The sequence below is a fragment of the Burkholderia sp. JP2-270 genome (assembly GCF_003233675.1).
Taxonomy (GTDB): Bacteria; Pseudomonadota; Gammaproteobacteria; order Burkholderiales; family Burkholderiaceae; genus Burkholderia; species Burkholderia pyrrocinia_C.
On the sequence record NZ_CP029825.1, the window covers coordinates 1617793 to 1629987 of the forward strand.

Genomic DNA, 12195 nt, shown 5'->3' on the forward strand with positions numbered 1-12195 from the left:
CTTGTCAGGTAATGATCGGTAAATGGACGCTGCATTGCACACTGTATGTTTATTGCTAAGCTCGTATGAATGGTTTTCATCGCCATACGCGGGGCCGACTTATGCACGTGCAGAACCGGCCAGCGTGCGTCGCCAACCGATCGACGGTAATCCCCCCAACCTCACACTAAAAATGCAAACAACCAACGACCCGCTTTCCGGCTGCGACGCACGGGAATCGATGGCCGCAATCGATCGCTATCGCGCGCCCGCGCTCGACAAAGGCCTCGACATCCTCGAACTCCTGTCGGAGCAGAAGGAAGGACTCACCCGCACCGAAATCACGAAGGAACTCGGCCGCAACGCGAGCGAAATCTACCGGATGCTCGAACGCCTGGTCGCACGCCGCTATGTGATGCGCTCGACCGGCGGCGACCGCTACACGCTCAGCCTCAAGCTGTTCGCGCTCGCGCACCGGCATCCGCCGATGAACCGGCTGATCGCCGAGGCATTGCCGCCGATGCAGCGCTTCGCCGATGCCGCCGAACAGTCGTGCCACCTGTCGGTCTACGATCGCGGCAACCTGCTCGTGATCGCGCAGGTCGACGGGCCCGGCCCGTGGGGCGTGTCGGTCCGGCTCGGCTCGCGCGTCGGGCTCGCCGATACGGCGTCGGGGCGCGTGATGCTGTCGTTCCAGGGCGCCGAGCAGCGCGCGCACATGCTGGCCGAGCATCGCAAGGTCAGGGGCGAAGCGCCGCTGAACGAGCAGGAACTCGCGCATGCGTGCCAGTCCATCCGGCAGTCCGGCTATCTGCGCCAGGACAGCCGCCAGGCATACGGCGTGACCGACCTGACCGCACCGATCCTCGGGCCGTCCGGCCATGCGATCGCGGTACTGACCTGCCCGTACATGCGCCGGATCGATGTGCACACGGCACCGTCCGTCGACGTCGCCGTCGAAGGGCTGCGCGACACGGCCGCCCATCTGTCGATGGGCCGCATCGAGGCCTGCTGACGCGCGGGTTCAACGAAGCGCACCGGGTCCGGCGCAGTTGCGCCGGACCCGGTCGCGCAATACCTGTGCAGTGCCCGATCCACGGTGCCACATCGTGCGCTCACGGCGCTACGCTAGAATAGCGGCCCTCTCAAAAACTACGGCGGCCGGCTGTCGCGGCCGTCGTGTCCGATGGATGTCATGGCCAAACTTCTGAACGATCAAGAATTCCAGCGTTTCTCCGAACTTCAGCAGAAGCAGGCAAGCTTCACGATCACGCCCGAGGAGGCGGACGAGCTGCGCGATATCGTCGCGCGCGCGCAGAAGAAGCGCGACGATCGTGCCGCCGCGATGCAGGCGATCGAGAACTACATCGAGCAGTTCGACATCACGCCCGACGAGCTCTTCTCGCCCGAGCAGATCGGCGATGCGGCCCGCACCTATGGGCTTATCACGGCGACCAAGAAGGAACGCACGCTGCCGCCGTCGATCACGTTCAACGGCAAGCCGTACCAGTGGACCAAGACGCTTCCGGACGACGTGCGCGGCGCGCTGTTCGAAGCATTCACGTCCGGCGAGTCGGTCAAGCGCTTCATCGCAATGCCGAAGGACACCGCGCGTTGCGCGCTGACGATCGCCCGTCTCGAGCGCGAAACCGGCGCCGTCTATGCCGATCCGCACCTCGAGGAACTCGCGATTTCGCGCGACCAGGTGAACGACGCGGCGTCGAAACTCGCTGCCTGAATCTGATCGCGGGCACGGTTCATGCGTGCTCGCACCCACGTGTGGCGCCGGCAATGGCCGGCGCCGCGCTCGCGGGAGCCGTGCGTCCGCATGCTCCCGAAAAGTCTCACCTTGGTGCCCTGCAAGCGCTCACCAACACCTCCCGAAAAAGCTCACCCAAAGCTCCTGGAGACCCTCGCCAACGTCTCCCGAATGTCCTCACCGGCCCCTCCCGCAACCCCTCCACCAACGTGTCCCGGAAAGGCTCACCAGCGCCTCCCGCAGGTGCTCACCGGCCGTTCCCGGGAAGGCCCACCGAATGCTCCCGTATCGGCTCACCACACTTCCCCGGAAAAGCTCACTCGCGGCTCCCGAAAAGTCTCACCTTTGCGCTGATTCCGAATTGGCGAGGCCGGAACGCGGTTGCGAACGCGCGTGAACGCCTCGGGTGAAACGGCTGTGCGAAGCCGATAGTGCGGCACACAGCAAACGCCTCCGGGCGCTATGCGTGCGTCGATATCGACGTAGCGAACGAGCCCGATACGTTTAGGCGTTTCGTACAAGATGCCGGCTCGAATGTTTTGCATCTCTGAATGAAAACAGGTGCAACACGGTGAAGGATTGGCACCATCGACTGCATGCGATAGCGCCGCGCTTCACGCAGCCGACAAACGCTACGGCTGCAACTGCATCCTGAAACCCACGACGCCCGGCTCCTCCGTCGTCGACACCTCAAAACCGCACGACTTCGCGAGCGAGATCATCGCCGAGTTCTCGCGCAGCGCCTCGCCGATCATCCATGCGGTTCCGCGCGAGCGTGCGTAGTCGATGATGCGGTTCATCAGCAGCCGGCCGAGCCCCTTGCCCTTCTGATCGGGCCGTACCGCGATCGCGAACTCCGCCGTCTCGTTGTCGGGATCGGCGACCGCGCGCACGACCGCCAGCGTATGGTCGCGCCCCGACACATCGGTGTACGACACGATGAGGGCCATCTCGCGGTCGTAGTCGATCTGCGTCATGCGCGCCACTTGCGAATGATCGAAGCCGCGCACCGCGCCGAAGAAACGCATCCGCAGATCGTCCGGCGTCATCGCGCCGAGCAGTTCGTTATGCGCGGCCTCGTCTTCCGGACGGATCGGACGGATCGTCACCGTCTCGCCGCGCCACTCGAGCGTCTGCTCGAGGTGGCGCGGATACGGCATGATCGCAAGCCGGCTGCGCCCCGTGGCCAGCGTGATGCGCGGCGCGATCACCTGCGCGCGATCGGACAACACACGCAGCGTGACGGACATCGCGACGACGTCGCGCACGTCGCAGACGACCTGCGACAGCGCCGTCAACGCGTCGAGCGTCGGCTCGACGGGCGTGCGGCGCGCATACGGCGAGCGCTCCATCACCGCGCGGGCGAGCACGGTGTTCAGCGGCGGCAGGCCGTAGACGACGAATGGCGCCGACACGCCGTCCGCAGGCGGCACGGCATAGCGAAACACCGGACCGAAGTTCGAATCGTCGTACATGTCGACCATGACATCGACGACTTTCGCGCCGGCCGGCTCGCCCGCCTGTTCGCCCTGCAGCCCGAAATGGGACAGCCAGCGCAGCGCGGCTTCGCCGGCCAGTTCATGCTGGCCGGTTTCGACCATGCGGCGCGCGTCGGCCTGTGCAGACGCAACGCACTCGGCCGGCTGCAGCGGCGTGCCCTCGGGCGTCTGCATCAGCAGTTGCCGCCCGAGGTTGTAGTCGACGAGACGCGCATACGCGCGCGCGAGCCGCTGCGGTGTCGTGTGTACGGGAATGCCGTTCGCGTGCAGCGCATCGCGCGTCGCCGCGTCGACCGCACCGAAGAAACACGCGAGGATGCCGCGATGCGCATACTGCCGCGATTCGATCAGCGTGCGCGCAACCGAATCGGCCGGCGCGCTGTGGGACGTCGAATGGACGACGAACAGCGTGCCAGTTTGCGGGAACGGCGCGAGCGCCTTGATCGCCGCGGCGAAGTGCTCGGGGCGCGCGTCATCGCCCAGCGTCAGCGGATTGCCGGGCGCAGCCAGATGCGGTAGCGCGGCCGACACGGCCGAGGTTGCAGCCGGCGACCAGTCGGACAGCACGTCGCGCACCTCGGCGACCGCATCGACCGCCAGTTTCGCGACGCCCGCATCGCTCGTCACGAGCGTCGCCGCGCCGCGCGCCGTGACACGGCCGACGCCGAGCGTCTCGATCTCGTCGAGCAGATCGTCGAGCGCATCGACGCGCACCATCCCCGCGCGCTGGAACGCCGCCGTATAGAGCGCGTCGCCGGGATCGGCGCGCCCGGTGCGCAACGCGAGCACCGGCTTGTTGCGTGCGGCCGCACGTGCGGCCGACATGAACTTGCGCGCGGCACGCACGGTATCGAGTTCGAGCAGGATCGCGCGCGTGCCGGGATCGCTCGCCAGATAGTCGAGCACGTCGCCCGCATCGACGTCGGACTCGCTGCCGAGCGCGACGACATGCGAAAAGCCGAGGCCCCGCGCATCGGCCCAGCCGAGCGCCGCGTTCGTCAACGCATTCGATTGCGACACCCACGCGACGCCGCCCGAGCGCGCCGTATAGGCCGGCGCGCCGAAATGAGCATGCCGCGCGGGCGACAGCACACCGAGGCTGCCGGGCCCGACGATACGGAGCACGAACGGCTTCGCCGCCTTCAGCGTGCGATCGAGCGCGGTTCGATCGGCATCCGTGCGCGCCTCACCGACGATCACCGCGACGCGCGTGCCGAGTTCGCCGAGCTTGCGCACGATACCGGCCCAGGTCGCGGGCGGCGTGCAGATCACGGCTACCGACGGCGGCGCGGGCAGCCGGTCGACGTCGGACACGACCGTATGCCCGTTCAGCTCGCGATATTTCGGATTGACGGGCCACACGGGCCCGTCGAACGCGCCGTCGAGCACGCGCGACCACACCATCGCGCCGATACTGCCCACGCGCGACGACGCGCCGACGACCGCAACGGACTTGGGCTGGAACAACGCATCGAGATGGCGAACGGTCACATCGGCTCCCTGCGGTAACGAAAGACGACCCGAGCGGCATACGGCACGGACAGGCCGCGCGCCGCTCGACGCGAACCCCAAGCATAGGCGAAGCGCATGCGGCTGCCTATATGCCGAACGGCCGACTACCCGACGAACGTCAACGCTCGCACCATGGATCTGCAACACAAGCGCGACGCGACATCGGCCGCATGCCGCAAGCAACATGGCGCAACGCCGCCGCTTCCTCAAAGGTGAGGATTTACAGGAGCCATGGTGAGTATCTTCGGGAATTGCACGGCACGACGCGCAAACACGCGAAAGGTGATGCAAATCTGCGGCAGGCGTGCACCGCGGAAATGGCGATTGCCAATGCACATGCACTGCGCAATTGCACGGTTGTTTACCGGAATTCACCGCGATAAGCAGCCGAATCGCGGCGAATTCGCAAAACGGGATCCGTTAATCGTGCGGCATTGCACTGCAATTCGTCAGCGGGAATCGCACGGCGACGGCACAAAAACAAAACGGTGCGACGGCCGCATGGCCGTTCGCACCGTCAGTCAACGCACGAAAGGTGAGGATTTTCGGGAGTCAGTCCTTGATCAGGAAACGTGCGCGATTCTTGCCGAGCCACGCCGGCGCGCGCCCGCGGCCACTCCAGGTTTCGCCCGTCTTCGGATTCAGGTATTTCGGCGGCAATGTGCGCTTCGGCTTCGAGGTAGCGGCGGCCGTCCCTACCGGACGAAAACCAAGCTCTTCCGGCGTAATGTCGTATTCGTCGATTTTCGCGCGGATATCGGCAATCGCGTCGGCAATCGCCTTTTCGCGTTCCTTGTCGATCTTTTGCTGAAGTCGTTCGAGCTGCGCGGTCAGTTGCCTGTAGGTCGCCATATGGATGGGACTCCGTGAGTGTTATTCGTGAAAAATAGACGACTCCAAGCAGGCAGAAAAGCGCTTCGCCCGATCGCGGTCTCCTCGGCCGGTCATTTCGGGATCAGTAACCGCTTTTCTTCTTGCATGCGAAGAGAAGATTTCGCACGGCGTCATCAGTCGATTGCTGGATCACTTCGAAATCCCCGTTGCACATGGCCCGGGCATTGTCCGTGCAATTGCTCCAGCCGCTGCCGGTGCATTGCACCTGCGTGGTCGGGCGCCCGTCCGAAGTGAACAGCGGCGCGCTGCCACCGCACCCGCCGAGCCCTGCGACCAGAGCCAACAATCCGGCCACCCGAGGCCACCGACAGACCGACGCAAGCATGTGTTTCATTATTCTTCCCGTCAACCATTTTTTAAATGTCGCGAGTATGCCATGCGCTGCCCTTCCGTCGTCAGTTCGGTGCGCGGTCCGGTTGCCCGCGCGCCTTGTACGGCAAGCTCCGGCGCGGATCGTCGGTGATACGAACGAACACCTGCTCGACGTCCGGAAGCGCCTCGAGTTCGCGTTGCAGCGCCTGTCGATCGAACGCCATATCCGCGCATCCTTCGACATAGATGAAACGCCGCTGCACGGTGATCCACAGGCTCGTACCGTGCAGGCGATCGGAGCCCGCGAAGTGCGCCTTCGCGGCGTCGGCGATCGGTGCGTCATACATATACGAATTCGGTTTCGTGCAGCGGTGCGCGAGCCAGCAGGTGGTGCCACGTTCGGCGCGGTAATGCGCATCGTCCGACATCTCCGCGCGGGTCATCCACGGGCCGAGCGGCAGCGGGCATTCGGCCAGATCCTGCGACAGCGCGACGAACGGATCGTTGTACCAGTTGCGCCGCGCCTCGGGCGCGTCCGCGCCGCCGGACTGCGCGAGCGCGGAGGTCGCCAGCAACATGGTCAGCCAACCTGCGATACCGATCCGCTTCATCGTGATCTCCTGTTCGATGCTTCAACTCCGGCCGCGTCGGCGCCGCCGATCGGCCTACCGGTCGATGCCCAGCGCCGCCAGCTTCTTGTACAGCGTCGCGCGACCGATCCCGATGCGCGCGGCGGCTTCCACGACCCTGCCGTCACAGGCCGCCAGCGCGTCGATCAGGAACTGGCGCTCCCACGCCGCCAATGCATCGGCATACGACGCGGCCGGCGCACCGGATGCATCGCCCGCGCCCTGCTCGACCGATGCCGCCGCGACCCGCTGCGCCGGCGACGCGCCGTCCGTCGATATGCGTACCGGCCCGAGGAACGGCGCGAGCGCACGCGCATCGATCACCGAACGGTCCGACAGCATCAGCGCGCGTTCGAGCGTATTGCGCAACTCGCGCACGTTGCCCGGCCACGGATACGCACACAGCATCCGCAGCGCGTCGTCGGTCAGCTCGCAGTGCGCGGCGCGTCCGTGCTGCGCGGCCAGTTCCTCGAGCGTCGCGTACACGAGCGCCGCGATGTCGGACGCCCGCTCGCGCAGCGGCGGTGCGTGGATCGTCAGCACGTTGAGTCGGTAATAGAGATCCGCGCGAAAACGCCCGGCCTCCACGAGTGCCGGCAGGTCGGCCGACGTCGCGGCGATGATCCGGACGTCCGCGCGCACGATCCGGTTCGAGCCGACCGGCTCGAACTCCTTGTCCTGCAGCACGCGCAGCAGCTTGCCCTGCAGCGGCAGCGGCATGTCGCCGATTTCGTCAAGAAACAGGGTGCCGCGATCGGCCAGCTCGAACTTGCCGACACGCCCCTTGCGGTCGGCGCCCGTGTACGCACCGGGCGCCGCGCCGAAGAATTCGGTTTCGAGCAGCGTGTCGGGAATCGCAGCGACGTTGACCGTTACGAGCGGCTGGAGCGCACGCGCCGAAGCCGCATGGATCGCGTGTGCGAGCAGTTCCTTGCCGGTGCCCGTCTCGCCGAGCAGCAGCACCGGCGAATCGACCTGCGCGGCCCGCCGCGCCTGGCGCTTGGTTTCGAGGCTCGCGGCACTCGTGCCGACGAAGCTCGCGAACGTGTATTTCGCGCGACGCGCCTGTGCGAGCGAGCGCTGCGTCGCGATCAGTTGCTGCTGAAGCTGCACGTAGCGGGAAAAGATCGGCGTAAGCGTCTTCAACTGATCGAACAGCGCAAAGCCGATCGCCCCGACCGTCTCGCCGGCCTCGTTCTTCAGCGGCAGGCGCGTGACGACGAGCGGCTCGCGGCCCGTCTCCATGATGTCGAGCAGGATCGGCTGCCCGGTCGACACGACCTCGCGCATCAGGCTGTTCGGGATCACGGCCTCACAGTCGAGGCCGACGGCCTGCTGCGGATCGGCGAAACCGAAGCGCGCCGCGTAACGCTCGTTCATCCACACGACGCGCGCGTCGCGATCGACGACCACCGTGCCCGCGCTCGAATCCTCGAAGGTCCGGAACAGCGACTCGGCGGCGCGCCGCAGCACGTCGCCGTAGTTGACGGGCAGGCGGGCCCAGTCGTTCATCATCGTGTCTTCGTCTCCGTGTATTTTCGGCCGGATGTCTCCGGAACGAGACGGATTATCTCACTATGGAGACACGCCACAACGGGTTGTCCGGGAAAGCCCTGCCCGATTTCACGAGCTGGCCGGATGGCCGTAACGTCTCCGGATGGAGACGTTTTCTGTAGAATCGTCAGACATGGACCGGCGCGGCCCCGCCGGTCTCCGTCGGACCCATGTCCGGCGGCGCAATCCGGCCGATGGCACGAAACCTGCACGAACCTGAGCCGGTCCGCGGCGCATCGCGCGATCGAACAACAACCAAAGCCATTAGGAGACTCCCCTTGTCTTTCGTGATCGTCCTCGCCGCGCTGGCGTTCCTGATGTACGCCGCGTATCGCGGCTACAGCGTGATCCTGTTCGCGCCGATTGCCGCACTCGGCGCGGTGCTCCTGACCGAACCCGCCGCCGTCGCACCGGTCTTCTCCGGCATCTTCATGGAGAAGATGGTCGGCTTCGTCAAACTGTATTTCCCGGTGTTCATGCTCGGCGCGGTGTTCGGCAAGGTGATCGAACTGTCCGGGTTCTCCGAGTCGATCGTCCATGCGGCGATCCGCTACATCGGCCGCTCGCGCGCGAATGCGGTGATCGTCGCGGTGTGCGCGCTGCTCACCTATGGCGGCGTGTCGCTGTTCGTCGTGGTGTTCGCGGTCTATCCGTTCGCGGCCGAACTCTATCGCCAGAGCAACATTCCGAAGCGGTTGATGCCCGGCGCGATTGCGCTCGGCGCGTTCTCGTTCACGATGGATTCGCTGCCCGGCACGCCGCAGATCCAGAACATCATCCCGACCACGTTCTTCAAGACGACCGCGTGGGCCGCACCCGCGCTCGGCACGATCGGCTCGCTGTTCATCGTCGTCGTCGGCCTCTCTTATCTGGAATGGCGCCGCCGCTCGGCGATGGCGAAGGGCGAAGGCTACGGCACATCGCTCGTCAACGAGCCGGAGCGCGTCGAGGCGACGTCGCTGCCGCACCCGGCGCTCGCGATTCTGCCGTTGATCCTCGTCGGCGTGTCGAACTTCCTGTTCACGAAGCTGATCCCGCAATGGTACGGCGCCGCGTCGTACACGGTCGCGCCGGACGTGCTGCCGGGCGTGCACACGCCGGTGACGACGTCGATCAAGACCGTCGTCGCGATCTGGTCGGTCGAGGCGGCGCTGCTGCTCGGCATCGTGCTGGTCGTGCTGACCGCGTTCAGGCGCGTCAGCGACCGCTTCGCGGCCGGCTCGAAAGCCGCCGTCGGCGGCGCACTGCTCGCCGCGATGAACACCGCGTCGGAATACGGCTTCGGCGGCGTGATCGCCGCGCTGCCGGGCTTCCTGGTCGTCGGCGATGCGCTGAAGAGCATCCCGAACCCGCTCGTCAACGCGGCCGTGTCGGTCAGCTCGCTCGCCGGCATCACGGGCTCGGCGTCGGGCGGCATGAGCATCGCGCTCGCCGCGATGTCGGACCTGTTCATCAAGGGTGCACAGGCAGCCAACATTCCGATGGACGTGCTGCACCGGGTCGTCGCAATGGCGAGCGGCGGCATGGACACGCTGCCGCACAACGGCGCGGTCATCACGCTGCTCGCAGTCACGGGCCTCACGCACCGCGAGTCGTATCGCGACATCTTCGCGGTCACCGTCATCAAGACGCTCGCGGTGTTCTTCGTGATCGCGGTGTACTACACGACGGGGCTCGTGTAAGTGCCTGCATGAGGCGGCGTTCCGTACGCCGCCTTCCGGCCTGCCGCGTCGCCGTGCAGGCCTCTGCAAGCCCCACTGGCCTGTCACGATCGGACCGGATGCGAACCGGAATGGATTCCGGAGTTCGCATCCGGTCCGATTTCATTTCCCCGCTCGCCGGAACCGGTCGGCTCCACACCGCCGCACAGCTCGCGTGGCCTGTCGCCCGTCACTCTCGTCAAGCCGACATCCGGCATCGCCCGCCACCGCCTGCCCATTGTTACCCGCTACAAAACACTGCGTTGGGCGCGATCGCATTTTTCGCGCGCCTGCTCCGGCCTACACTGGTTTCAACGTCGCCCGTCGCTTCGACGAACGAAGCGCGGCGAATCACCGAAATCATGGAGGTCCCGCTCATGAAGCGCCTGATCCAAGCCGTTGCCATTGCCCTGGCCGTATCGGCCCCGCTCGCCGCGCAAGCGCAGTCGAACCAGCCGCTGACGCGCGCGCAGGTCCACGCCGAAGTGAAGGCGCTCAAGCAGGCCGGCTTCCAGTCGAGCGACTGGTTCTATCCGGCCAGCATCGTTTCCGCCGAAGCGAAGATCGCCCGTCAGCACGACGCCGGATACGGCAGCGATCGCGGCGCGTCGTCGGAGTCGGGCCGGTAATCTATCGTCCGGCCCGCTCGACGATGTGCGCGTGCGCCGTTACGCCTTCACCGGCTGGATCAGCTTCGCGCACGCCGCTGCCTGCGGATCGCCCGCGGGCAGTTTCCCGCATACGCCATCGAACTGCTTCACGACCGACCGGACCGACGCATCGTGCGCGCCGCCGCTGCGCCAGCGGTTCAATTGCGTGACGACCTTGGTCAACGCGCGCAGGTTCGCGCCGTAGAACGCGTCCCGGGTCTTGTCGGCCTGCGCGAGCACGCTCGCGGCAATCCCTTCGATGCGCGCCGAATCGTCCGGCGCCAGTTCGACCGCATTCGCAAAATAGGTCGCGCCCCAGCGCAGCTTCGTCGCCGGCCCGCTCGCCGAGTCGTATGCCTTGCGATACCAGTCGAGCGCCGCGGCCTTGTCGCCGCGCGCCTTCGCATTCGCGGCCAGCCCCGACATGAAGTAATACGGCGTCGACGAACGCGGCAGCTCGGCCTTCAGCAATGCATCCGACTCGTCGTACAGCCCTGCGTCGGTCAGCGTGTCCGCGCCTTCGCTGACGAGCGCCTGCCGTTCATACGCATTCGCGGCTCCCTGCACCGACGCGGCGATCTGCTTGCGCGCGGTGTCGGCCAGCGCCGGCGCAGCGAGCGCCGCGCCCTTGCGCGCGTCGCCGCGTGCGAGCAGCACGCGGCCGTGCAGTGCCATCAGCCGGTCGATCGACGACAGCGTGGTGTCGGTCGACAGGCGCGCGAGCGCCGTGTCGTACGCGCCGCGCAATTTCGCGCGCTGCGCGTCGTCGCCGCCGAGATACGCGACCACGCGCGCGGGTGCGGCGACCAGCACGTCCGAATCGGCCCGCGCCAGCGCGGGATCGCGCAGCACCGTGCGCAGCGAATCGGCCAGCGCCGCCTTGTCGAGCGCGCCGGCCTGCGCCGGATCGTCCGACGCGGCGACCACCGCCGACTTCAGTGCAAACCGCGCCGATTCGGCCTTCGCGCCGGCTGCCCGCGCGCGTTGCGCGAGCGACTGCAGCGTCTCGGCGACACGATCGGCCGACACCGGCAGCGCGCCGTCGGTGTCCCACGAATAGTCGGCCAGCAGGCGCCATTCGTCCGGCGTCAGCGACGCGCCGTTCTTCAGCGCAGTCGCGAGCGTCTGCCGCACCGGATGCGCGGCCGTCATCCCGAGCGACAGCGCCTGCATGTAGCGGTCGAGATCGGCCTCGCCCGGCAGCCGCGTCACCTCGGTGCCGTCGGGGCGGAACAGGATCATCGTCGGATAGCCGTGCACCTTGAAACGCTCGCCGAGCTTCTGCGCGCTTTCGGTATCGCCGTCGAGATACACGGGCACGAAAAACGACGAGCGGGTCTTGAATGCCTGCTGGCTGAAGATGGTCGACTTCACCTGGTTGCACGACGGGCACCACACCGCGCCCCAGTAGAGCAGCAGCGGCTTGCCGGTGCGCTTCGCCAGCGCAAAGGCGACATCGACATCACCGTGCTGCCATGCGATACCGGGCGGCAGATGCGCGCCTTCGGGCGACGCGCTCGCCACCGCGGCGCCCGAAGGCGCTGCAGCGGCAAACGCCGCACCCGCGGCGGCAAACAGGCAGGCGGCAGTCAGATTCCGGAGAGCGGTTTTCATCGAAGCAGGTTCCGTTGAAAGAGACGGTTGCGGGAAGATGTGTCGCGCGAAACGATGACCATGAAGCGATGTTCATGAAACGATGAAGCGCAC

Annotated in this window: 10 protein-coding genes; 4 read left to right on the forward strand and 6 right to left on the reverse strand. The window is 66.5% G+C overall.

Features of this window, described 5'->3' with window-relative positions; genetic code table 11:
* Positions 1–172: 172 nt before the first annotated feature.
* Positions 173–994, forward strand: a complete 822-nt coding sequence (locus DM992_RS25170) for an IclR family transcriptional regulator (protein ID WP_111019105.1) — start codon at positions 173–175, stop codon at positions 992–994.
* Between the two features lie 171 nt (positions 995–1165).
* Positions 1166–1717, forward strand: a complete 552-nt coding sequence (locus tag DM992_RS25175; RefSeq protein WP_034181621.1) for a hypothetical protein — start codon at positions 1166–1168, stop codon at positions 1715–1717.
* Between the two features lie 653 nt (positions 1718–2370).
* Here DM992_RS25175 and DM992_RS25180 read toward each other — a convergent pair.
* From DM992_RS25180 to DM992_RS25200, 5 genes are all read right to left on the reverse strand, one after another.
* Positions 2371–4728, reverse strand: a complete 2358-nt coding sequence (locus DM992_RS25180; RefSeq protein ID WP_111019106.1) for a GNAT family N-acetyltransferase — start codon at positions 4726–4728, stop codon at positions 2371–2373.
* Between the two features lie 573 nt (positions 4729–5301).
* On the reverse strand, positions 5302–5601 hold the full coding sequence (locus tag DM992_RS25185) for an H-NS histone family protein (RefSeq protein WP_111019107.1): 300 nt from the start codon (positions 5599–5601) through the stop codon (positions 5302–5304).
* A 103-nt stretch (positions 5602–5704) separates the two neighbouring features.
* Entirely contained in the window at positions 5705–5977 is a 273-nt protein-coding gene (locus DM992_RS25190; RefSeq protein WP_111019108.1) for a hypothetical protein, read from the reverse strand.
* Between the two features lie 61 nt (positions 5978–6038).
* Positions 6039–6566 carry a BON domain-containing protein gene (locus tag DM992_RS25195; protein ID WP_111019109.1) on the reverse strand — a complete coding sequence of 176 codons (528 nt, stop codon included), beginning with the start codon at positions 6564–6566 and terminating at the stop codon, positions 6039–6041.
* A 54-nt stretch (positions 6567–6620) separates the two neighbouring features.
* Positions 6621–8099 (reverse strand): sigma 54-interacting transcriptional regulator, encoded by a 1479-nt coding sequence (locus DM992_RS25200; RefSeq protein ID WP_111019110.1) that lies wholly within the window; start codon positions 8097–8099, stop codon positions 6621–6623.
* 317 nt (positions 8100–8416) lie between these two features.
* Here DM992_RS25200 and DM992_RS25210 point away from each other — a divergent pair, with 317 nt between their 5' ends.
* Both DM992_RS25210 and DM992_RS25215 read left to right on the forward strand, forming a co-directional pair.
* Positions 8417–9820 (forward strand): GntP family permease, encoded by a 1404-nt coding sequence (locus tag DM992_RS25210; protein ID WP_111019112.1) that lies wholly within the window; start codon positions 8417–8419, stop codon positions 9818–9820.
* Between the two features lie 395 nt (positions 9821–10215).
* Entirely contained in the window at positions 10216–10467 is a 252-nt protein-coding gene (locus tag DM992_RS25215) for a DUF4148 domain-containing protein (RefSeq protein ID WP_111020388.1), read from the forward strand.
* Positions 10468–10506: 39 nt separating this feature from the next.
* Here DM992_RS25215 and DM992_RS25220 read toward each other — a convergent pair whose 3' ends face one another.
* Positions 10507–12102: a thioredoxin family protein gene (locus DM992_RS25220; protein WP_111019113.1), complete on the reverse strand. Its 1596-nt coding sequence runs from the start codon at positions 12100–12102 to the stop codon at positions 10507–10509.
* Between the last annotated feature and the right edge of the window lie 93 nt (positions 12103–12195).